Here is a 22,764-nt window from a genome sequence, read left to right as displayed (position 1 = left end):
GCCTCACTCACCGTAGATGTCGAAATTGAAGTACTTCTTGGCGATCTGCTGGTACTCGCCGGACTCGCGGATGCTGGCCAGGGCGGTGTTCAGTTGCTGCTTGAGCTCGGGTTCGTTCTTGCGGATGCCGATAGCCACGCCATCGCCAATGATGCTTTTGTCGGTGATCGGCTCGCCGGCGAAGGCAAAGTCCTGGCCCTGGGTTTTTTGCAGCAGCCCGGCATCGGCCTGCACCGACGCCTGGAAGGTGGCATCCAGGCGCCCGTTGATCAGGTCGGAAAACACCTGGTCCTGGGTCTGGTAGGTGTGGATGTTGACGCCCTGGTTGCCCCACTGCGCGCGGGCGAAGGCTTCATGCAGGGTGCCTTGCACCACCCCCACGGACTTGCCCTTGAGGGAGGCGGCGGTGGGCAACAGCCCGCTGTCTTTCCGGGCCACCAGCGACGACGGCGCGGTGTAGATCTTGTCGCTGAAATCCACCTGCTGGCGGCGCGCGGCGGTGGCGCTGAAGGCCGACAGGATGGCGTCGAACTTGCGCGCCTTCAAGGCCGGGACCATGCCGTCGAAATTCTGCTCGACCCAGATGCACTTGACCTGCAGTTCGGCACACAGGGCGTTGCCCAGGTCGATATCAAAGCCGCTCAGCGAGCCGTCCGGCTGCTTTTGTTCGAACGGTGGGTAGCTGGGGTCGACGCCGAATTTGATCACCGGCTGGGCCTGGGCCAGGGGCGCGAACAGTACGCCGAGCAACAGGGCGCGGTAGCGAAGTTTCAAGAGTTGCATGTAGACCTCGTCTTTTATTGGTTTTCACGGTTGGGCAGGTCGTCATTCAAGGGTTGAGCGGTAAAAAGGCCTCGGTCAGCTTGACCCAGAAACCGGCACCCCGAAGCAGGATGTCGTCGTTGAAGTCGTAGCGCGGGTCGTGGGCCATGCAGCTTTTCTCCCCATCGCCGTTGCCGATGATCAGGTAACAACCAGGGACTTGCTGCAGGAAATAGGCGAAATCCTCGCTGCCGTTGAAGGGCACGATGTCGTTCAGGACTTCGTCCTCACCCAGCCAGTCGGTGGCCACCTGGCTGGCGAAGCGGGTCATCTGCGGATCATTGACCAGCAGCGGGTAGTCGGCACTGTAGTGGATATCGGCGGTCGCGCCGAATGCCTGGGCCTGGGCGTGGATCAGTTGCTTGATCTGGCTTTCCAGGCGGTCGCGGACGGTGTTGTTCAGCGCTCGCACCGAAATCAGCATCTGCGCGCTGTCGGGAATCACGTTGGAGGCCTTGCCGGCGTTGATCGAGCCGACGGTGATCACGCTCATGTCCTGGGGTGAGACATTGCGCGAGACGATGGTCTGCAAGGCCATGATGATGCTCGCGCAGACCACCACCGGGTCCACGGTCAGGTGGGGCATCGCACCGTGGCCACCCACGCCGTGGATGGTCACCGTGACCTGGTCGGCGGAAGCCATGAACGGACCGGCGCGAAAGCCCATCTTGCCCACCGGGTAGCCGGGCATGTTGTGCGCCGCGAACACCGCATCACAGGGAAACTGTTCCAGCACCCCTTCCTGGATCATCCGCCGGGCACCCGCCAGGCCCTCCTCGGCCGGCTGGAAAATCAAATGCACGGTGCCGTCGAATGGGTGGTCATGGGCCAGGGCATAGGCCGCCGCCAACAGCATCACCGTGTGCCCGTCATGCCCACAGGCGTGCATCTTCCCCGGGATCCGGCTGGCATACGGCAGGCCGGTTTTCTCCAGGATCGGCAGCGCGTCCATGTCGGCGCGGATGCCGATCACCCGCGTGCTGGTGCCTTTTTTCAGGGTGCCGATCACCCCGGTCTCCGCCAGCCCGCGCGTCACCTGATACCCCCACTGGCGTAGGCGCTCGGCGACCAGGGCACTGGTCTCGACTTCCTGGTAGCCCAGTTCGGGGTTGGCGTGGATCTGATGGCGCAGCGCGCGCATCTCTTGTTCGATCTCTTGCAACAGCGGCAGGGACTGGGTCATGGTCAGCAATTTCCTTGTTGAACGTCAGGCCGGGATTGCGCACAGTGCCAAGGCGTTTTCTGCCAGCTCCTCCAGCTCCCTGGCACAGGTGCAGGGCTTGGGCGCTATGGGTCCGAGCTTAGAGCCAGGGAGCCGGCGCCAACAGGCAATCGAAAGTCAACAGGGCAACCCAGGGTTAACAGCGGTGGACACCATGAAGTTCTATCAACTCAATGCACTGGTGGCCGTGGCCGACGCGGGCAGCATCCGTGGTGCCGCCAAGCGCCTGGACACCTCGCCGGCGGCGGTGACCAAGGCGATCCAGAAACTGGAGGCCGACACCGCGACCCAGTTGCTGATCCGCAACACCTCGGGGATCGTGTTCACCGAACTGGGCAAGAAGCTGTTGATCCAGGCCCGCCTGCTGGTGGCGCAGATGCTCAACGCACGCCAGGTGCTGGCCGACAGCAACGGCGAACTGGTGGGACGCTTGTCGGTGGCGGTCACCCCCTGGCTGGCGATGACGCTGATGCCCAAGGCGGTGGTGCGCTTTCGCCAGCTGTTCCCGCAGGTGCAACTGGAGCTGTATGAGGGGCTCTCGTCGGTAGCGTGCCCGCTGCTGCGCGATGCCAGCGTCGACCTGTTCATCGGGCGCCTGGACACGCGTTTTTCCAGCTCCGACCTGACCTACCTGCCGCTGTTTACCGCCGACTGTGCGGTGGTGGCCCGCCGGGAACACCCGCTGGCGGACAGCCGACGCATGGAGGACCTGGCGGCGGCCGACTGGATCATGGCGTCGCAGCAGGACGGCACGATCTCCACCCAGGGCCATGTGCACTTTGCCCATTCGCTGTCGATCATCCTCAGCCTGCTGCGCGAAACCGATATGCTCAGTGTCTTTCCCTGGCCGCTGGTGGAGCTCTGCGCTCAACGCGAAGGCCTGTGCGCCCTGCCCTTGCGCGAGCCGGTGGGCAGCGCCTCGGTCGGCGCCATCAGCCGCAGCGGACAACCCCTGCGGCCAGCGGCGGAGCGGTTCCTGGAATGCCTGATCGAAACCATTCACTTCGAGATGGGCCACGCCCACTCGCCGTATCGACGCATGCTGCAGACCGTCGATTTGCTGGTTTGAGGCGGCTCAAAGGGAATCAGGTGATGCCCGTTGCAGACCTGTGCCTTTTGACCCGGTACATCTCGCCGTCCGCATGACTGAGCAACGTATCGGCATCTTGGCCGTCAGCGGGATAGCAGGCCACGCCAATGCTGCACGACGGCATGTCGATCGCACCAAACTCGGCACCCAGCGGCTCGGCCATGACCGCGAGAATCTGCGCCACCTTGTGCGCCACCGCGTCCGGCGACTGGATGTCGGTCAACAGCACCGTGAACTCATCGCCCCCCATCCGGGCCACCGTGTCCGTCTCGCGGACACAGGCTTGCAACCGCCGGGCAACCGTACAGAGCACCCGATCGCCGGCGGCATGGCCGTGGATGTCGTTGATCTGCTTGAAGTCATTGATATCCAGGAACAGCAACGCCAGTGTGCTCTGGTGCCGGTGGGCGGCGTGCAGCGCGGCGTCCAGCCGATCATTGAACAGCGAGCGATTGGTCAGTTGGGTCAGCGGATCGTGATGGGCGAGGAACCGTAACTCCTGCTCGGCCTGCCACAGGGCTGTCACGTCCCGAGCCACGCCGATCCGTGCCCCCACCTCCTCGGACCAGAACGCCGCCCACAGGATGTGGACGATGGCGCCATCCTTGCGCACATAGCGGTTGCGAAAATCCACATGGGGCTGACCATTCATGACCCGGACAATCGAAGCCCGCGTGGCCGCCAGGTCGTCAGGGTGCATATAGCCGGTGATCGGTGTGCCGATCATCTCGTCGGCCCGGTAACCGAGCAGCGTCTCGCAGGCATCGCTGACAAACGCAATCTGGTTATCCCGGTCAACGACAAACACGGTGTCCAGCATCAGGTGGATCAGTTTGGGATAGAGCGCTTGCAGGTCTAAGGGCATAGGTCAGTGCAACTTGGTTCGAATCGCTTGATCATGCCCGATCATCCGGGGCGCCGGCTAGGAATCCTTGAGCAGACAGATTCACGCACGGATGACCTACCCCGGGCGTACGCGGGTCGGGCACCTGCCACGCGGCAACCCCTCTGGAAAAGTCTCCTGCATTCAATGGACAGAGACAGCTCGAATGACGACCTTTTACGGTTTTCAGGGCGCACTACAAAAACACTAGACTGTAGTAAACACTACACATACACTCGATAGCGACAATGTGAAGCAAATCAAACAAACCCATAAGAACTGCACACATGACCAATTTGCGAGAACGCCTCACCGATCCTGCGCTGAACCCAACGCCTTCTGAACGCAAGGTGATCCGCGCATTGCTCGACCACTATCCGCGCAGCGGCCTGGGGCCCATGGCCAAACTGGCTGGGCATGCCGGCGTCAGTGATCCCACCATCATGCGCCTGGTCAAGAAGCTGGGGTTCGGTGGTTATGGCGACTTCCAGGAGGCGTTGCTCAGTGAGATGGACCATCGCCTGCGCTCCCCCGTCACCCTCTTGCAACCACGCGCGCACTCCTCCCAGGACGACTCCTGGACCAAGTACCTGGATGAGAGCAGTCGCAGCCTGCAAGAAACCCAGGCCCTGACCCAACCTGAGGATGTGCGCGTACTGGTTGAGCTGATACTCGATACCCGTCACCAGCTTTTTTGCTTCGGTGGACGCCTCAGCAGTTTCCTGGCCGGCTACCTGGTCGGTCACCTGCGTCTGCTGCGCCCAGGCTGCCATGCACTGGAAGACAACGCTCAACTGCCGGACCGCCTGTACGACGTCCAACGCCAGGACGTTGTCCTGCTGTTCGACTACCGCCGTTATCAGACCCAGGCCCTGCGCGTGGCCGATGCAGCCAAGGCCCGTGGTGCGCGCGTCGTCCTGTTCACCGACATCTATGCCTCGCCGTTGCGCGAGCTGGCCGACCTGGTCATCAGCGCCCCCGTTGAGTCGATCTCGGCCTTCGACACGATGGTCCCGGCCCTGGCGCAGGTTGAAGCCCTGATTGCCGCTCTCACACTGCGCACCACGGACCTGGAAGATCGCCTGGAAGGCATCGACAAACTGCGCACCCGTTTCGCCGCCCACCTGCTTGAGGAAAAATAACAATGTTCACCCTCCCTCATCATTCGCCACGCGCCCTTCCCTACGTGCACGGCCACACCGCCCTGCTGCTGGTGGACATGCAACGTGCCTGGCTGGACCCGCAGTTCGATCCACATTTGCACGGCCCTGAGGCGCAGTATTTCCTGACGCGCACGCAGGCCGAGGTCATCCCCAACCAGCAGCGGCTCCTCAAGGCGATGCGCGACGCCCGGCAGAATGTGCTTCATACCATCATCGAAAGCCTCACGGCCGACGGGCGTGACCGCTCCCTGGACCACAAGCTGTCGGAAATGCACTTGCCCAAGGGCAGCTACCCCGCTGGCATCATCGATGAGCTTGCCGCCAGTGAAAACGAAGTGATCCTGCCCAAGACCTCATCCGGGGTCTTCAACTCCACCAACATCGATTACGTGCTGCGCAACCTTGAGACCCGGCACTTGATCATCGCGGGCATCGTCACCGATCAATGCGTGGACATGGCGGTCCGCGATGCGGCGGATCGCGGCTACCTGGTGACGCTGGTCGAGGATGCGTGCGCCACCTACACATCGACCCGACACCAGGCCTGCCTGCAAGCCATCAAAGGCTATTGCTGGATCACTGACACCGAGACCGTGGTCCAGCGCCTGCAGGAGATGCAAGCATGAGCCGGCCCACAGCTGACACGGGCATGATCGGCCCTGTTGCGATGACCACGATCGTCACCACCGACTTGATCGGCATCACCCGCGGTCGCTCATTTCCCACCGACGAACTTGCAAGCTATCAAGCCAGCGGCTGTGGCTGGGTGCCCGCCAACAGCGCACTGACCCCACAGGATGCAGTGGCCGACAACAATCCCTGGGGCGCTTACGGCGACTTGCGACTGATCCCGGACATGCACACTCGCGTGCAGGTACCTAACGGTCCCGACGCCAATGCACCGGGCCTGGATTTCATTCACGCCGATATCTGCGAAACCGATGGTCGGCCCTGGGCGGCATGCCCGCGCACACTGTTGCGCAATGAAGTCGAACGCTACCGCGAGCAGTTGGGCCTGGAGGTCACGGCCGCTTTCGAACACGAGTTCAACCTCGGCGAGCTGGATGCGCCGCTCTCGCACCGGGCATTCTCGCTTGGCGCCCAGCACCACGCGGCCAGCTTTGGTGGCTGGCTGCTCAGTGCCTTGAGGGCCGGCGGGGTCGAGCCTGAAATGTTCCTGCCCGAGTACGGCAAGGCACAGTACGAAATCACTTGCCGCCCGACCCAAGGCGTTGCCGCGGCCGACCGGGCGGTGAACGTGCGCGAAATCACCCGCGAAATCGCTCGCCAGATGGGCCTGGCCATCAGCTTCTCACCCAAGCTGCAAGAGGATGGCGTCAGTAACGGGGTGCACCTGCATATCAGCCTGCAGGACCAACAGGGCAACCCGGTGATGTACGACCCCGACACCAGCAATGGCTTGTCGACACTGGGCCAGCATTGGGCTGCCGGCGTGTTGAAGTACTTGCCCGCCTTGTGCGCCTTCAGCGCGCCGACGCCGATCTCCTACCTGCGCTTGAAACCCCATCACTGGAGTGCCTCTTACGCCTGCCTGGGGCAACGCAACCGTGAAGCCTCGCTGCGCATCTGCCCGACGATCACCATTGGCGGCAAATCACCGGCAAACCAGTACAACCTTGAGTTTCGACCGCTGGACGCCACCGCTTCGCCGCACCTGAGCATGGCAACGGTGTTGATGGCCGGCCGGCTGGGCATCGAGCAGAAACTGGCGTTGAACGCCACCACCGACGAAGAGCCCGACACCCTGAGCGAAGCACAACGGCAGGCGCGCAACATCGTCGCGCTGCCGGGCTCCCTGGGCGAAGCTCTGGAGTGCCTGCGCCACCACGATGAGCTGTTCGACGCGCTGCCCAAACCGATGATGGAGACTTACCTCGCGATCAAGACCCAGGAGCTCAAGTCGACAGATTCACTTACCCCTACCGAACTCTGTGACCACTATGCCCGCATCTATTGAAACCCCGGAGCTGGGCTTGTACAGCGAGCCGGCTTACACCCTGAGCCAAGAGGATTCCGGGCATCCGGTGATTCTGGTGTGTGAGCATGCGAGCCCCTACATCCCGCAGCAACTGGAGCGCCTGGGGCTCAGTCGCGAGGCGGCACGCGAGCACATTGCCTGGGACATCGGCGCCCTGGACCTGGCGCAACAATTGTCAAAAGCCCTGGGGGCGACCCTGATTTCGGCGGGTTACTCACGCCTGCTGATTGACCTGAATCGCCCCCTCGATGCCCCCGACAGCATTCCAGCGCGCAGTGAGATCTATCCGGTGGCCGGCAACCAGAACCTCGACGAGCGCACGCGCCAGTATCGACGGGACTGCCTGTTCAGCCCTTTTCATCAACGACTCAGTGCCCTGATCGACGCCAGGCTCGCCGCGGGTCGCGCCGTACGGGTCGTGGGGATTCACAGCTTCACCCCGATCTACTTCGGCCAGCCACGCCCCCTGGAAATCGGCGTGCTGTACGCCCGCGCCCAGGCCTATGCCCAGCGTTTGCTCGATGGGCTCGCGGCCCAGGGCCTCAAGGTGGCGGCGAACCAGCCGTATGAAATCAACCCTCTGGAGGACATGACCGTCCCCTTTCACGGCGACCGGCGCGGCATTGAGGCTGTGCTGATCGAGGTCAGGAACGACCTGCTACGCAGCCCGCAAGCCGTAAAGGCTTGGTCGGATGCCTTGGCTCCACTGCTCTGAACGCTGTTGCTTGGTAAATCGGTAATACAACTATAAAAACACCGCTTGGGCGCTTTTAAACCTGCCGGGTTCAAAAACTTGCTTCAGTCACCGCCGTTGCCCGGCAGTGACTGGACATCCGCCTTACTCGCTTACGGAGTACCCTGTCATGGCCGTCGAAAATTTTGGATATAAACAAGAATTAAAACGCAGTTTGTCGCTCGCCGACCTGGTGGTCTATGGAATGATCTTCATGATTCCCATCGCCCCCTTTGGCGTGTACGGCTATGTCAACCAGGAAGCCCCCGGAATGGTTCCGTTGGCCTACATCATTGGCATGGTTGCGATGCTGTTCACGGCATTGAGCTACGGCAACATGGCGCGGGCCTTTCCCATCGCCGGCTCCGTGTATTCCTATGCGCAACGGGGCGTGCACCCCAACCTTGGGTTCATTGCAGGCTGGCTGCTGTTGCTGGACTACTTGCTGATTCCACCGTTGCTGTACATCTACGCCGCCATGGCGCTCAACCACCTCTACCCTGATATTCCGAAGTTCGGTTTTATCTTCGCCTTTCTGATCAGCGCGACCCTGGTCAACCTGCGTGGCATCACTTTCACGGCCCGCATGAACATCCTGTTTCTACTTGCCCAGCTCACGGTCCTGGGTATTTTCCTGGCCTGTGCCTGGCAGGCACTGCACGCCGGTGGCGGGAACGGGCAGCTCACGTTGGCCCCCCTGTACAACCCGGCGAACTTCAACTTTGGGTTGATGATGCAGGCGGTGTCGATTGCGGTGCTTTCGTTCCTGGGCTTCGATGCGATTTCCACGCTGGCCGAAGAAACCAAGGGCGATGCCGGGCGCAGTGTTGGCCGCGCAGCCCTGATCAGCCTGCTGATCATGGGGGGCATTTTCGTCGCACAAACCTGGCTCGCTGCGGACCTGGCCGCGGGCATGGGCTTCACCTCGGCCGACACCGCGTTCTACGAAATAGCCGCCATCGCCGGGGGTGATCGCTTGGCCTCCCTGGCCGCCATCGCAACAGCGCTGTCGTGGGGGGTGGCGGTGTCCATTACCTCGCAAGCCGCCGTTTCGCGGTTGCTGTTTGGCATGGCCCGGGACGGCAAGCTGCCAAAGGTCCTGGCGAACGTTCACCCCAAATACCACACGCCGCACGTCAGCATCTATCTGGTGGCGATACTGTCAGTGGGCATTTGCTACTTGTTCATCAATGCCGTCGACACGTTGACGTCGCTGGTGAACTTCGGCGCTTTAAGCGGCTTTATCATTCTTCATATCACCGTCATCAACTACTACTGGCGCCGCCAGAAAACCGGAAGAATCCTCGCCCACCTGATATTCCCGCTGACGGGGTTAATCATCACCAGTGCAATCATGTACAACATGGGCCTGGACGCACAAAAACTCGGCGGCGCCTGGATTGCTCTCGGCCTGGTCTACTTGTGCATCCTCAACCGCAGAGGTGCAAACCTGGTGTTATCCAAAGAGATTTGATGCACCTGCGCGGTGCGCTGCAGGATGAGAAACGGCGCAATCACACTGATCAAGCCCGCCACCCGTGCGGGCCCCTGCGAGGGGTCACACAGTGCCCCCAGCGTTGGGATCAGAGCGAGATGTCGGCTCAATGACCAGGCCCATGCATCCGCCCGATGCGTTGGCAGCCGGTACCCGGCCTTTGGGCAAGTCGACGAAACACTGTGACTCGTCTTCTCCCCTGCTACACAGGAGCCCGCTAAACCTAGGTCAGGTTCAACCCGCCGTCCGAGAGGAGTATCTCGCCGGTTAAGTAGTCCGACTCGACCAGCAAAACAACCGCTTTTGCGATGTCGTCTGGGCTAGCGGCCCTGCGCATAGGTGCGCGAGTTCGCCACAACTCCTGGGCACCTGTCCACTCGGCGGTCATAGGCGTGTCGACCAAGCCAGGCGCCACTGCATTTACGCGAATTTCCGGTCCCAGCGTTACCGCGAGCAAGCGGGTCATGTGATTGAGCGCCGCTTTGCTGACCGCATAGGGAATCGATGCCCCCTTGGGACGGACACCGGCATGGGAGCTGATGTTCACGACGCAACCTGCTCGACGATAACGGGCGGCATCGCGCAATGCCGACTCGGCCAATGCGACCAGGTGGAACGGCGCCACGACATTGACCTCGTTGAGCTCGTGCCACACCGCCGAGTTGGCCGAGGCCAGGTCGTCGTGCGCAATGACTCTGCTAATACCGGCGTTATTGACCAATACGTCGAGCTGCCCCCACGCGGCAATCGCCTCGTCAATAAGCCTGACCCTGTCAGCTTCGCAAGCAATATCCGCTTGCACGTAAACAGCCTGCTTCATTTCGGCCGCCATAGCGCGTCCCGTGTCCGCAGAATTTCGCGAATGCAGCACCACCGCATAGCCTGCCTGACTGAGTACACGTGCAATGGCTGCGCCGATACCGGAAGTGGATCCTGTCACCAACGCAACGCGTAATACGTTGTCGATTGTCGGATTGGGGTTCATTGGGATATCTCGAATGGGATGCTAGAAAGCCATCACCGTAGCACCAAGCGGGCAATGTCGGCATCAGGCGGCCACGATCATCCGGTCTCCATTTGCAAATCAGGGACGCCTGGAAGTCCTGACGATCGTGGGCCAACCCGCGCCGGGAGAAATTAAGTTTGAAATAAGGTTGGCCCCTTATCTTGGGATTTTTTGGGATCTGAGCATTTCGAGCATGGGCACCTTTAACGCGGAGTCGAAACCACCTTTCAGCATCGTTCTGGTCAACTATAAAACCCTCGATTTGACCAGGGTATGCCTGGAGCTTTTGCATGCACATGCACAAAAAGCCGGCATTCCTGTTTGGGTAGTCGATAACGGATCGGCGGATGCCAGCACTGACTATTTGCGCTCACTCGATTGGATCAACCTGATTGAACGCAAGTCGCTCACCCCAGAGCCAGGTCACATTGCCCATGGCAACGCCCTGGATATGGCGCTGGAAAAGGTTGATAGCGATTATTTGTTTCTGATGCACACCGACACGTTCGTCTTTGATCCGCACGTATTTACGATGATGATGGAGCACTGCCGTCAAGATCCGGCCGTCGTCGCCGTCGGTTGCACCGAACAACTCAATCGAGGCGTGCCCAGGACACTTTGGCGCTTCACTTCGCGCCTGTTGAAACACCATTTCAGACGTCTGAAGTTGTCGTTGGGTTTGCGATCCAGAGAACCGAAACCTTACAGGGAAACTCACCTGAAGAGCTTTTGCACGCTTTGGAACATCAACATCATGAAGCAGCACGGCTTGCATTTTCAGCTCGATGATCGAGTCCCTGGTTATGCATTGCAGGACTGGCTGACGGATATCGGCTACAACGTTGTGTTTCTTTCACCGCGAAAAATCTTCAAGTATCTGGACCACATCCAGGCGGGAACAGTCGCCGCCGCCGGAGGTTATGGTCAGCACCACCGACGCACAAAAATGTACGAGAGTATTCTCAAACGGTTCAATACGTTGAACTCGCCCATCGCCTGAACTTCGCTCCTCCCGGCTATCGGCTGGGCGGAACGAAGGGGGGTAGCTGAATGTTGTGCCTGACACGACAACGGCAGGAAACCGTAGACAACAAAAAACCCGCACTAGGCGGGTTTTTTGGGTGTTTCGGATGGTATTGGAACCACCAGAAAACAAAAGGTGGTGCCCAGAGACGGAATCGAACCGCCGACACGGGGATTTTCAATCCCCTGCTCTACCGACTGAGCTATCTGGGCTGCGGCGCAATTAAACGTTTTTTACCACTGGGGCGTCAAGCACGAAAGCAAAAAAAACTTAATGAATACCTATGCTTATGACTGTCTTTGAGGTGAAGACGCATTACCTAAAAAGCCGTGAACTGGAAGTCGGCACTTGGCTCAGGTCATGCGCCAATACCCTATTGCAGCCAGGAAACGGAATCGCTCTGCCGTTTAAAGTGAACGTCCGCGGTTGGCTGATTCTGTTGAAAAAGTCGAAATTTCAGACTGGAAGACATTAAGCTTGGCCGTCACTTCAGAACCTGTTCACCACGCTGGGTGGTTTCTGGGTTCTGCGTTGATCTTTGCAGCTTGGTCAGTGGGTTAATTTGAGGGTTTTTGCTGATTCCGGGCGTACCTATCCCGTGGCCGGCGGCCCTTGTGAGGTCAGTTTCGCCAGTCTTCTTAAATTCTGTACCGCAGCGGCCAAGGCAAATTCGTCGTTTGCACCGGTCATTCCTCGTAGCCTTAATCGATCCAGTTTCAGGATTCGTTTGAGGTGAGCGAACAACATTGCGTGCCGCCTCATGGACGCTACGGGCGATTCATCAGGCCGCCGCCGGAAAACATCAACGCAAGACCCAATGTGGTGGCGCCAAACCAAGCTGTCACCAGTTCAGTCGAACCGGTGTGCAGCATGGTCGCCAATGGCAGCGGCGTGGCAATCCTCTCGAATCTGCTGCTCCACCTCTGGTCACTGGAAGGCAATCGCATCGAAACCCTGACCGTCACCGACAAGGTGACGCCCATGAGTGTCGGGCTGGCGTGGCATCGCGAGCGCAAATTTGGCCCGGAGATGCAGGCGTTTAGTAACTGTTTCCACGATTCATTTTTGGCCCCGCGACAGCTGTCTGCGCGACGCTGAAACAGCGAAAAACATGCCCATTCATCAGTCTATTTATGCCCATCACAACCAGCGACAGGCTGCCTTTGCCATTCGAGCCCGGTTCACCTGTGCAGGCCAAACGGACTCTCCTGTGTGAGGCGTCCATTGCTCATTGATAAAAAGGCTGCCGTATTGTGGAATCAGCATCTTCAGCAGACTCCATTCAATAGGAAACGCGCAATGCGTTCACCGACGACAGCGCTGGGCAGTGCCGTCGTACCGCGCGGCACCTCAGGAAACACCGAGGCATCGGCGACATGCAGTCCTTCCAGTCCATGTACCTTGCCGGTGTATTCAACAACTGCGTAGGGGTCGGACGAAGGACCCATGCGGCAGGTGCCAACCGGGTGCCAGTAGTGGCGATGGTTGTTCCGTACCCACTCGATCCGTTCCGTTTGCTGCTGGGGCGGGATGGCCAAGGGCGCGCCGATGAATGCAGCCATGGCCGGTGAGCGGATCAGCTCCTGGGTCCACTGAATCCCGAACAAGATTGGCGGAATATCGTCGGAATCAGCGAAGAAGCCCGTGTCGATAGTAGCGGCAACGTTTGCGTCACTGGAGGTCAATTGTAGGTGTCCGCGTGACTTGGGACGTAGCAGACCGACCGGAAAAACACAGCGCCAACCCTGTTCGAGGGAAGGATCGCGTTCAATCCAGGGAAACACGTGCAAATCATACGGGGCGCTCCCTGCGTAAGGAGAACGCAATTTGATGATGGTTTGCTCCTCCATCAGCACCCGATCGGCTTCGAATGCAGTAAGCGCCTCGGCCAACGCTTGAGTGCCCTCATACTCCAGATTGGCGGTTGGCTGGTCGTGCAGATTGTGTCCAACACCCGGCAAATCCAGGGTCACGGGGATTTGCAGATCGGCCAAATGTTCCTTGGGGCCGATGCCCGAACGAAGCAATATTTCCGGGCTTCCATAGGCTCCCGCGCAAAGCACTATCAGCTTGGCAGGTATGCGTTGTTCAACGCCCTGATGAATGATGTGTACCGCTTGAGCGATCCCGTCCTTGAATGAAATTCGCTCCACCAGCGTGTCGCACAGCATTTGCAAATGCCCACTGTCACGGACAGGGTCCAGATAGGCGAATGCCGCATTGAGGCGAACACCCTCCAGCGAGCTGTTGATCGGGGCACAACCCGCACCGGCACCGCCGGCAAGCAAATGGAAGTCGCTTACCAGCGGCAACCCCTGAGCGGAAGCGGCCCCCAGGACCGCTTGGTGAAAGGGCTGGATCTCGTCGGGCAGATAGTGTCTGGCCCAATAGCGGTCTAACGCCGATTCAAACAGCGGTGCAAGAGACGCCGCATCCCAGCCGGGACAGCCCTGGGCAGCCCATTGGTCATAATCGCCGGCCCAGCCGACATTTTGGGTCGTGCCATTGTGACTTGAACAGCCACCGATCACACGGCAACGGTCCAGCGCGAGTGGCTGGCCGGCGCTTCCGGGACCGGTGTAGCCCCAGTCGTGCGATGTGGGCAGCGTGCGTGCGTTGAGTAGATCGGCGGGCCAATCGGGTGAAGTCCGCGAACCATAGTCAGGTCCCGCCTCGATCAGTAGTACCTGACGGCCTGCCGCAGCAAGCCGGCCCGCGATGGTACAGCCTGCCGAGCCTCCACCGATCACTACCACATCAGCGTTACGAATAGTCTTGATCAAAATGATGCCCTCCATGTCAAGAAACGTCCCTGTGCTTCAGGGCCGAACAGGGTGCATATCGATTTTGCTGAATACGCTATTCATTACTCTTCCTCCCCGCCCGAAAACCGAGCGGGTCTTGCCTTGATCATCAATAGGAGACCGGCCATTGAGGCGATGCGGATCATCATCACGATGGCCGCAGGTCTAGTGGGGCGATGCGAAGCGCCCGATCAGTTGAAGGCGGCAGGAGGTGAGAAAGTAAGAGCGAAGAGCGTACTGCGGCGACGTCGAAGCAACACAATTCCCGCCTGCCTGAACGTCCAGCATTGAGCGCAGATTTCAAGAGCAATGGGGAGATTGTGTAGCGATTGACTCATGGGGGCACGCTGGGGGAAAAGATGGTCTATTTGAATAATAGGTCGCGACGCGCGCCAAAGGCAACCCGCATCATGGCTGGTTTTCAGGAGCAACTGTTCAACCAAAAGCAGCCGTTGGTTACGGGATTGGTATAGATGAGGCACGTAATCAATGCTGCGAATGGCAAAAATCAAAAAAGGCCGCCAACGGCGACAGCCCTACCCCGTCTGAACGTCCGCTATTGGCCGATTCTGTTGAAAAAGTCGGCCATGGTTTCCACGGTAGAGAAGTATGCGCTTGAGATTGAAATCTTCACGTTGAGCAGAGGATTCGCGGCTCAGATTTCGCATAGCGACGCGCAAAAAGGCATGTTGAGCAGTCAGTACGTAGGCAGTCTGGAAGTACCGACTTTTTCAACAGAATCGGCTGAAAGCGGCCTCCCGAGAAAGCGCCACCCAGTGCTTGACCCTCTAGTGGCTATAACCCTCACACTGATCGCCCGTTCGTCTCTAATAGGAATTGATCATGGACAACCGCATCCCTCCGCCGCTGGTTGCTGCCCTGTTCGGTCTGTTGATGTGGTGCGCAGCTCGATACTTACCGGGCGCCGTGGCGTTGACTATCGAGTGGCGCATTGGCCTGGCGCTGGTGGTGTTGCTGGCAGGCGTCGCCATTTGTCTAGCCGGTGTGCTGTCCTTGCGCCGCGCCCATACCACGGTCAACCCGCTGAAGCCGGAAACAGCGTCGGCCCTGGTCAGCTCGGGCGTCTACCGATACACACGCAACCCCATGTACCTGGGCTTCGCCACAGTCCTGATAGCCTGGTCAATCCTCCTCGCCTGGCCACCGGCACTCCTCGGCGTGCTGGGCTTCGTGATGTATATGAACCGCTTCCAGATCGGGCCTGAGGAGCGGGCCCTTGCCAGGCTTTTCGGGCGTGAGTTCGCGCAGTACTGCAGCCAGGTCAGGCGCTGGCTCTAGAAAGGAGCACGGCGCAGCACCGTGCTGGACCAGGGCCAACACCAATCCGTCGCCTTTTCCTTTGGCGTGCGGCCCTCTTCTCGAGTGTCAGCCAGGTTGCGACGCGAAGGCTTAGTTTGCGGGCACGGTGATCACCGGCGTCTGCGGTGCCACGCCCGTTTCGGCCAGCGAAAACAGTACGAGCACAAACAAGAACTCCGACTTTGATTTCATGTCACGGTCATCGATCCAGAACCAATAGTCGCGATAGCGAACAGCGGCATAGGCATCGCTGGGTTGTTCCCGGCTTGAATAAATACGCACCAATGGTTCGTCCCATGGGCTGGGATGCGCAGGCGCAGCAGGTGCCGGGTTTGCACGCCCTTCCTGCAAATGTGCAGGTGGAACCTCGATGGTTGCGGCCAGTTCCACGAAGATTTCCGACATGGAACGAGTCAGTAGCGCGACCTCGGTATCGTGCCGTTGCACCATGCCGAACGTTAGATTCAGCTCACTGGCACCGCGCCTCAAGTGAAGGAGTTCGCGCACCCTTTGGCGATCGTTCTCGACATCGTCGGAGACATCACGCGAGATCAAGACGAGCATGCTTTCATCGCTGCTTCGCTGACTGATGCGCATGCCCAGCGACTCAGAGCGCTGGATCCTTCTGAAGGCCTCCAGTAACTCGTAGAAACGCGGATCGGCTGCTCGAAAGCGTGAGGGGGATGTGGATCGGTTGTAGACACCGTTAACGGCGCTGGTGGTCAATTGCAGGACACGATCGATGGGGTAGCCTGCCTGAATCAAGGAGAACACCGCGGCCGGCGACAGGGGCTGCAGTAAATAACGAGAAAATCTCTCCCCGGAAAGCGGGGTGTAGCTGATCGTCGGACGATCCGTGTACACCCCGGAAGCCCCTATGGCCTGGTTGTTTCCATCGCTGGGAAGTCCCGAATACCAACTCGCCGCAAGGTTGACCTGGCTCTGCATCGCGCTGGAGGCGATGACCGAGGAAACCTCGAGGAACACGGGCGCATCTGCGTAGCGCAATTTGACGATGTTGAGCAGTGTCTGCTCTTTCCAGGTCGAGGCGATGACCGCACTGTAGTCTGTACGGTCACGCTGAATCGAGTTCGGTCCCATCGTTGTGCACCCGGCGACACAGCACGCCACCCACAAGAGCGCTACATGACGAATATGACCCGGCAATAGCCGGGTCTTCGCCATTGAAAGATCGTGGTCCATGACCTTGCCTCACAACGTAGTGTGCTGTTGCACCTGGCATTGGGGTTCAGCATGCGAGGTAACTGCTGCGCTGGATCGGCTTCATCAGTGTTCTTCTCTCACGTGTTGATGCGCCCCGATCAGGGTTCCTTTGCGGCGGTGGTTGCCGTCAGTTGGTCCGCCTGATTCACCCAACCTCCGCCAGTGGCCTTGTACAGATCAATCATGCTGGTGAACACCGAGCCACGGGTGCGGGTGTAGTTCAACTCGGCGTCAAACAGGCTACGTTCGGCATCCAGCACCTCTATGTAGCTGGTGTAGCCGTTGTCGTAACGCAGCCGAGCGAAATGAGCGTAGGTACGCAGTGCCTCGACCTGCCTGGCCTGGTAGGCCATCTGCTCTCTGGATTTGCTCGACGCGACCAAGGCGTTTTCCACATCCCTGAACGCCGATTGAATCGACTGTTGGTAGATCAGCAGCGCTTGTTGTTGGAAGGCTTCGGCTTGTTGCACCTGGCCGGCGATACCGCCGGCCGTGAAGATCGGCATGCTCGCCGCAACACCATAGGACCAGGTCGAAGCGGGCCCGGTGAACAGGTTAGACAGCTGGTTGCTGGCAGAGCCCAACAGCCCGGTCAGGGAAATGGTCGGGAAGTACTGGGCCTTGGCTGCGCCGATCTGGGCATTGGCCGAGATCAGGTTCAGCTCGGCCTGACGCAGGTCAGGTCGACGTTCGAGCAAATCCGACGGTAAGCCGGCAGGCACCGATGGCAGATTCAGTTGGGCCAGCTCACGCCCGCGAATGATCGGCCCCGGGTTGCGCCCAAGCAGCACGGCCAAGGCGTTTTCCTGTTGCGCGACCAAGGGTTCGAATTGCGCAACCGAGGCCTGGGTGCGCTCGAATTCGGATTGGTTCTGCGCCAACTCCATTTCGGAAATGGTGCCAGCACCAAAGCGTAGTTTGAATATCTCGAAGGAGTCACCGCGCACCTTGGCGGTCGTACGGGCGATTTCCAGTTCCCGGTCGAGATCGCGCAAGGTCACGTAACTCGATGCGACCGAAGCCACCAGACTCAAGATGACGCTTCGACGGCCCTCCTCCGAAGCCAGCAAATCGGCACGGGCGGATTCGTCGAGGCGGCGCAAACGGCCCCAGATGTCCAGCTCCCAGTTGACGCTGAGAATGGCCTGGTAGTTGTTGTACACCGGGTCCACCGATGAATCCAAAGGCACCGGACCGGAGTCGCGCGGCGAGCGGGACCGCTGCCCCTGGGTGCCCAGCCCGACTTGTGGAAACAGCAGGGAACGGGTCTGGCCGTATCGGCCCTGGAACTCTTCGACCCGCGCGGCGGCAATCTTGATGTCTTTGTTTTCGAGCAACGCGGTGCGGATCAGTTCATTCAGGACAGGGTCCTGGAACTGCTCCCACCATAGCGTGTTCGACAGATTCCTGGCTTCCTTGTCCGCGTAGCGGTAGGCCGCGGGGGTGTCGATATTCGGGGGCTGGTAGTCAGGCCCCACCATGCAACCCGCCAGGCCCAGGCACATCAACAGAGCAAAAGAGGGCTTAGCCATCTCAATCCCCCTCCTGTCGGTTTTGTGCCGCGCCGTCGGGAATCTGCGCAGCCTGAGTCAATTCGGCCGGCTTGGCAGCCTTTTGGGCGGTGTCCTTTTCCCCGAACATACGCTCCACCAGGTAATAGAAGAGCGGGATGAAGAAGATCGCGATCGCCGTCGCCGCCAGCATGCCGCCGATCACCCCGGTACCGATGGAGTGACGGCTGTTCTCGGACGCACCGACGGCAATGGCCAGCGGAACGCAGCCGAGGATAAACGCCAGGGATGTCATCACGATCGGGCGCAGTCGCTCTTTCGCGGCGGTCATGGCGGCATCGTAGGCGGACATGCCATTTTCCCGATTCAACACCGCAAACTCGAAGATCAGGATGGCATTCTTGGCAGCCAGCGCCACCAGCATGGTCAAGCCGATCTGGAAGTAGACGTCGTTGCTCAACCCCCGAAGCAGGACTGCGAGCAAGGCGCCGAACAAGGCGAAAGGCACCGCCAGCAGCACACCCACGGGAAGCGACCATTTTTCGTATTGTGCGGCGAGGATCAGGAACACCATCACCAGGCCAAAGATGAACACCTGGGAGGAGGCGCCGCCGCTCTTTTTCTCCTCGAACGCCTCGCCGCTCAGGGCGAGCGCGTAGTCGTTGGACATGACCTGCTCGCTGATCTCTTCCAGGGCCTTGAGTGCCTGGCCGGAGCTGTAGCCCGGCGCCGGATTCGCCGTGAGCTTGACCGCTGGAAAGTTATTGAAGCGGGTCAGCAGGTCGGGGCCGGTGACGTAGCGGGTGGTCAGCAACGCCTTGAGCGGCACCATTTCAAGGTTTTTGCTGCGCACGAAGATCTCCTGCAGGTCCTCGGCCTTCAAGCGATAAGCCGGTTCGGCCTGCAAAATCACCTGCCACAGGCGACTGAACTTGTTGAATTGCGAAACGTACAGCGAACCGAACATGGTCTGCATGGCGCTGTAGACATCTTCGACCGGCACCCCCAGCGATTCCGCTTTTTCCCGGTCGACATCGACCATCAACTGCCGGGAAAACACATTGAAGGTGGAGGTAATGGCGCCAAGCTCCGGACGTTCCTTGGCCTTGGCCACCAGATTGCCAACCACTTCAGCCAGTTGATCGACGCTGCCGTCCCCCTTGCTTTGAATCCAGACTTCCATGCCGCCGGTGGTCCCCAGGCCGGGAATGGATGGAGGGTTGAGCGGCAGGATGATCCCGCCCTGAACGGTGGAAAACGCCTGCGTGGCTTTCTGGATCACCGCAGGGGCGCTCTGTGCCTTGATGGTTTCAGAATCCTTGTAGCGCCCCTCGAAATCCTTGAAGCCGACGAAAAACGCACTGGCATTGTTCTTGTTCTGGCCGTCGAGCAGGCTGTAACCGTTGACAATCGCGACGCCTTCGACGGCCTCGTCGTTCATGAAGAAGTCACTGGCCACTTTGCCCACTTCACCGGTGCGATCCAGGCTGGCGGCGTCAGGCATGATCACCGCACCGAGCAAGTAACCCTGGTCTTCCGGCGGCAGGAACGCACTGGGGATGCGCTGGGCCATCAACAGCATCAGCACGATCATCCCGGCAAAGAGCAGCAACGCCAGGACGAAGCGCTTGATCATGAAGGCCACGGAGCGGGAATAGCCTTCGGTCATCCGTTCGAAGCTGCGTTCGAACCAGCGGAAAAACGCGTTCTTTTCACCGTGCTGCGGCTTGAGCAGCAAGGCGGCCAGGGCCGGGGACAGGGTCAGGGCGACCAGGCCGGAAATCACCACGGAGATGGCGATGGTGATCGCGAATTGTTTGTAGAGCTGACCGGTGATACCGCCCATGAACGCCACCGGGATGAACACCGCGCACAGCACCAGGACGATGGCCACCACCGGGCCGGCGACTTCATCCATCGCCCGTTTGGCCGCGTCCTTGGGCGTCATCTTGTGCACATGCATGTTGCGCTCGACGTTTTCGATCACCACGATCGCGTCGTCCACCACGATACCGATGGCCAACACCATGCCGAACAGCGTCAGCATGTTCACCGAAAACCCGAGGGCGGCCATGCCGATGAACGTACCGACAATCGACACCGGCACTGCCAGCACCGGAATCAGCGTGGCCCGCAGGCTCTGCAGGAAGATGAAGACCACGATGACCACCAGCACCAGGGCTTCGAAGAACGTGTGGATCACCTCGGAAATCGAAGCCCGGGTAAAGGCCGTGGTGTCCATCACGATCTTGTATTCGATGCCTTCTGGAAACGTGGCCTTCATGTCCGACAGGGTCTTGGTCACCGCCGCCGAAACGTCCAGAGCGTTGGCGCCGGGCTGCTGGTACACGGCAATCAGCGTCGCCGGCCGGCCCTGATAGGTGCTACGCAGGGAGTAGTCCTTTTGCCCGAGTTCGGCGCGACCGACGTCCTTGAGTCGAACGATGGCCGCGCCGTCATTGCTGGCGCGCAAGATGATGTTCTCGAACTCCGAAGGCTCGGTCAGGCGTCCCTTGGTGGTCACGGCAAAAGACTGCTCGACGGGTTTGCCGGTTGGCGACTGGCCGACCCGGCCGACGGCGAACTGCTGGTTCTGATTGGCGACGGCTTGCTGCACATCGGCAGCGGTGATGCCCAACTGGGCCATGCGGTCAGGCTTGAGCCAGATCCGCATGGCGTAGTCGGGCGTGCCGAAGATGCTGGCCTGGTTCGCCCCCGGAATCCGCTTGATCGCGTCGAGGATATAAAGGTTGGCGTAGTTGGCGACGTAGGTGCTGTCGAAGCGATCGCCGGCGGAATACACGGCCAGCACCATCATGAACGCCGAGGATTTTTTCTGTACCTGGATGCCCTGGCTCTGCACGGCGGAGGGCAGTTGCGGCAAGGCCAGGTTCACCCGGTTCTGCACGTCGACCTGGGCCAGGGATGGATCGGTACCGATTTCGAAGAACACGTTGAGGGTCATGTTGCCCGTCGCGGAGCTCGACGAGTTCATGTAGATCATGTTGTCGGCACCGTTGACCTGCTGCTCGATGGGCGCCGCCACGTTATTGGCAACGACCTGGGCATCGGCACCGGGGTAAGTCGCGGCCACCGTGATCTGCGGCGGCGTGATGTCCGGGTACTGCGCAACAGGCAGCTTGAGCATGGCCACAGCACCGGCCAAGGTGATAACGATGGAAATCACCGAGGCGAAGATGGGCCGGTCGATGCAATAGTGGGAAATACTCATTGGCTTTTCCCACCATTGGCTTTTGCCGGTTGCCCATCGGCGGCGCCTGTGGATGCGGCGCCGGGGGCGTCGACGATGTTCAATGGCCCGCCCGGCGTGACCCTGATCGCGCCATCGACCACGATACGCTCGCCGGACCGCAGGCCCTTATTGATGAACCAGTTGTCACCTTGCCAGTCGCCCACTTCAACCACCCGTTGCTCGGGTTTTCCTTCGGCATTGAGGACCCATATGAAGTGACTCTTGGCCCCCTCCAATACCGCCTTTTGCGGCACCAGAATGGCGTTGGGCCGGGAGGCGCCTTTGGCCAGGGCCCGCACAAACTGGCCGGGACGGAGCAGGCCATTGGGGTTGGCGAGCACTGCGCGGACCAGGAAAGTGCCCGTGCCCTGGCTATAGGAAGGCGCCAGAAAGTTCACCGTGCCCGTGTTGGGCACCACGGTGCCGTCCGCCATGACGACCTCTACGATCAACTCACTGCGCGGCGGAAAAATGAGATGGCCGGCGGCGACATCGTCGCGGTACTTCAAGGTTTCGTTTTCCGAGAGGCTGAAGTTGACGTACATCGGGTCCATTTGTGACACCGACGTCAGCAGTCCCGACTCGCCTGGCGTCACATAACTGCCTTCCTGCTTCTTGGAATAGCTTGCAAGCCCGGTGAGGGGAGAGACGATGGTGGTGTAACTGAGGTTCAGTTGCTCGGTGCGCACATTCCCCTCTGCGGCCAACACGGCGGCACGAGTCTCACGCTCGTTGCCCACGGCATTGTCCAGGTCCATCTTGCTGACCGCATTTTGCGCGGCCAGGGGCCGGACCCGAGCCAACGTAGCCTTGGCCACTTCCCAGCGGGCCTGTTGCTGGGCCAGTTGGCCCTGGGCCGAGAGCAGCGCGGCCTCAAAAGGTTTACGGTCCATCTGGAACAGCTTCTGCCCGGTTTTCACCAGATCACCTTCGGTGTACAGCCGCTGATCAAGGAAGCCGGCCACGCGAGCACGGATTTCCACCTCGCGGGAGCTCTGGGTCTGAGCGACGAATTCGAAGGTGACTGGGGTGTCGCGGGCAGTGACTGTCATGACCGTCACTTCAGGCGGCTTGCGAGCCGGGGAAACCGGTGCCTTGTCACACCCGTAAAGCTGGCTCAAAACCCCTGACAAAAGGACCAATGCCATCACGGCACCCTTTCTAGCATTGTTCATGTTCCCCCCCCTCCCCGGCTTCGGAACAGATACTCGAGCC

The 22,764-nt window shown here is 60.1% G+C and carries 17 protein-coding genes, 1 tRNA gene and 2 pseudogenes; 9 read left to right on the top strand and 11 right to left on the bottom strand.

All coding sequences use genetic code 11. The annotated features are described in order from the left end of the window. Positions 1 to 3: 3 nt before the first annotated feature. A complete protein-coding gene (locus H7995_RS02085; RefSeq protein ID WP_185817896.1) occupies positions 4 to 783 on the bottom strand; it encodes an ABC transporter substrate-binding protein in 780 nt (259 codons plus the stop codon). Positions 784 to 829: 46 nt separating this feature from the next. Then, complete coding sequence (locus H7995_RS02080) at positions 830 to 2,005, bottom strand: M20 aminoacylase family protein (protein ID WP_182340551.1); 1,176 nt, start codon at positions 2,003 to 2,005, stop codon at positions 830 to 832. A gap of 193 nt (positions 2,006 to 2,198) precedes the next feature. Between H7995_RS02080 and H7995_RS02075 the strand changes: the two genes are divergently transcribed. Beyond that, positions 2,199 to 3,113, top strand: coding sequence for a LysR family transcriptional regulator (locus H7995_RS02075; protein WP_185817895.1), 915 nt, complete (start codon positions 2,199 to 2,201; stop codon positions 3,111 to 3,113). 16 nt (positions 3,114 to 3,129) lie between these two features. Here H7995_RS02075 and H7995_RS02070 read toward each other — a convergent pair whose 3' ends face one another. Then, positions 3,130 to 3,999 (bottom strand): sensor domain-containing diguanylate cyclase, encoded by an 870-nt coding sequence (locus H7995_RS02070; protein WP_166592842.1) that lies wholly within the window; start codon positions 3,997 to 3,999, stop codon positions 3,130 to 3,132. Positions 4,000 to 4,304: 305 nt separating this feature from the next. On the opposite strand from H7995_RS02070, the gene H7995_RS02065 reads away from it, so the two are divergent. The 5 genes from H7995_RS02065 to H7995_RS02045 all read left to right on the top strand — a co-directional run bounded on the left by H7995_RS02065 (position 4,305) and on the right by H7995_RS02045 (position 9,386). Beyond that, the gene (locus tag H7995_RS02065; protein WP_166592841.1) at positions 4,305 to 5,159 is read left to right on the top strand and encodes a MurR/RpiR family transcriptional regulator; all 855 of its coding nucleotides are present in this window, start codon (positions 4,305 to 4,307) and stop codon (positions 5,157 to 5,159) included. Between the two features lie 2 nt (positions 5,160 to 5,161). Beyond that, complete coding sequence (locus tag H7995_RS02060) at positions 5,162 to 5,806, top strand: cysteine hydrolase family protein (RefSeq protein ID WP_182340555.1); 645 nt, start codon at positions 5,162 to 5,164, stop codon at positions 5,804 to 5,806. Continuing rightward, positions 5,803 to 7,158, top strand: a complete 1,356-nt coding sequence (locus H7995_RS02055) for a glutamine synthetase family protein (protein WP_185817894.1) — start codon at positions 5,803 to 5,805, stop codon at positions 7,156 to 7,158. Before H7995_RS02060 ends, H7995_RS02055 begins: the two co-directional genes overlap by 4 nt. Then, on the top strand, positions 7,142 to 7,894 hold the full coding sequence (locus tag H7995_RS02050; protein WP_166592838.1) for an N-formylglutamate amidohydrolase: 753 nt from the start codon (positions 7,142 to 7,144) through the stop codon (positions 7,892 to 7,894). Before H7995_RS02055 ends, H7995_RS02050 begins: the two co-directional genes overlap by 17 nt. 148 nt (positions 7,895 to 8,042) lie before the next feature. Next, complete coding sequence (locus H7995_RS02045) at positions 8,043 to 9,386, top strand: APC family permease (protein WP_185817893.1); 1,344 nt, start codon at positions 8,043 to 8,045, stop codon at positions 9,384 to 9,386. 244 nt (positions 9,387 to 9,630) lie between these two features. On the opposite strand, the gene H7995_RS02040 is transcribed toward H7995_RS02045, so the two are convergent. Continuing rightward, on the bottom strand, positions 9,631 to 10,392 hold the full coding sequence (locus tag H7995_RS02040) for an SDR family NAD(P)-dependent oxidoreductase (RefSeq protein WP_185817892.1): 762 nt from the start codon (positions 10,390 to 10,392) through the stop codon (positions 9,631 to 9,633). A gap of 214 nt (positions 10,393 to 10,606) precedes the next feature. Between H7995_RS02040 and H7995_RS02035 the strand changes: the two genes are divergently transcribed. After that, positions 10,607 to 11,413, top strand: a complete 807-nt coding sequence (locus H7995_RS02035; protein ID WP_185817891.1) for a glycosyltransferase family 2 protein — start codon at positions 10,607 to 10,609, stop codon at positions 11,411 to 11,413. A gap of 160 nt (positions 11,414 to 11,573) precedes the next feature. Here the strand turns inward: H7995_RS02035 and H7995_RS02030 are convergent. Further along, positions 11,574 to 11,649, bottom strand: a tRNA-Phe gene (locus tag H7995_RS02030). 379 nt (positions 11,650 to 12,028) lie between these two features. Further along, positions 12,029 to 12,184, bottom strand: a pseudogene (locus H7995_RS02025) (transposase); the annotation flags it as partial. 63 nt (positions 12,185 to 12,247) lie between these two features. Here H7995_RS02025 and H7995_RS02020 point away from each other — a divergent pair. Then, a pseudogene (locus H7995_RS02020) lies at positions 12,248 to 12,535 on the top strand (LysR substrate-binding domain-containing protein); the annotation flags it as partial. A gap of 170 nt (positions 12,536 to 12,705) precedes the next feature. Here the strand turns inward: H7995_RS02020 and H7995_RS02015 are convergent. Beyond that, positions 12,706 to 14,235 (bottom strand): GMC family oxidoreductase, encoded by a 1,530-nt coding sequence (locus H7995_RS02015; RefSeq protein ID WP_185817890.1) that lies wholly within the window; start codon positions 14,233 to 14,235, stop codon positions 12,706 to 12,708. A gap of 849 nt (positions 14,236 to 15,084) precedes the next feature. Between H7995_RS02015 and H7995_RS02010 the strand changes: the two genes are divergently transcribed. Beyond that, entirely contained in the window at positions 15,085 to 15,540 is a 456-nt protein-coding gene (locus tag H7995_RS02010) for a methyltransferase family protein (RefSeq protein ID WP_185817889.1), read from the top strand. 111 nt (positions 15,541 to 15,651) lie between these two features. Here H7995_RS02010 and H7995_RS02005 read toward each other — a convergent pair whose 3' ends face one another. From H7995_RS02005 to H7995_RS01990, 4 genes are all read right to left on the bottom strand, one after another. Further along, complete coding sequence (locus tag H7995_RS02005) at positions 15,652 to 16,764, bottom strand: hypothetical protein (protein ID WP_166592832.1); 1,113 nt, start codon at positions 16,762 to 16,764, stop codon at positions 15,652 to 15,654. Between the two features lie 119 nt (positions 16,765 to 16,883). Beyond that, positions 16,884 to 18,317, bottom strand: a complete 1,434-nt coding sequence (locus tag H7995_RS02000; protein WP_166592831.1) for an efflux transporter outer membrane subunit — start codon at positions 18,315 to 18,317, stop codon at positions 16,884 to 16,886. A 1-nt stretch (position 18,318) separates the two neighbouring features. Next, a complete protein-coding gene (locus H7995_RS01995) occupies positions 18,319 to 21,528 on the bottom strand; it encodes an efflux RND transporter permease subunit (RefSeq protein ID WP_166592830.1) in 3,210 nt (1,069 codons plus the stop codon). Next, positions 21,525 to 22,601: an efflux RND transporter periplasmic adaptor subunit gene (locus H7995_RS01990; protein WP_185817888.1), complete on the bottom strand. Its 1,077-nt coding sequence runs from the start codon at positions 22,599 to 22,601 to the stop codon at positions 21,525 to 21,527. The genes H7995_RS01995 and H7995_RS01990 overlap by 4 nt, the downstream gene beginning before the upstream one ends. Positions 22,602 to 22,764 lie beyond the last annotated feature (163 nt).

The organism is Pseudomonas kielensis, from assembly GCF_014236655.1.
Taxonomy (GTDB): Bacteria; Pseudomonadota; Gammaproteobacteria; order Pseudomonadales; family Pseudomonadaceae; genus Aquipseudomonas; species Aquipseudomonas kielensis.
This window is presented reverse-complemented; position numbering and strand designations above follow the sequence as displayed.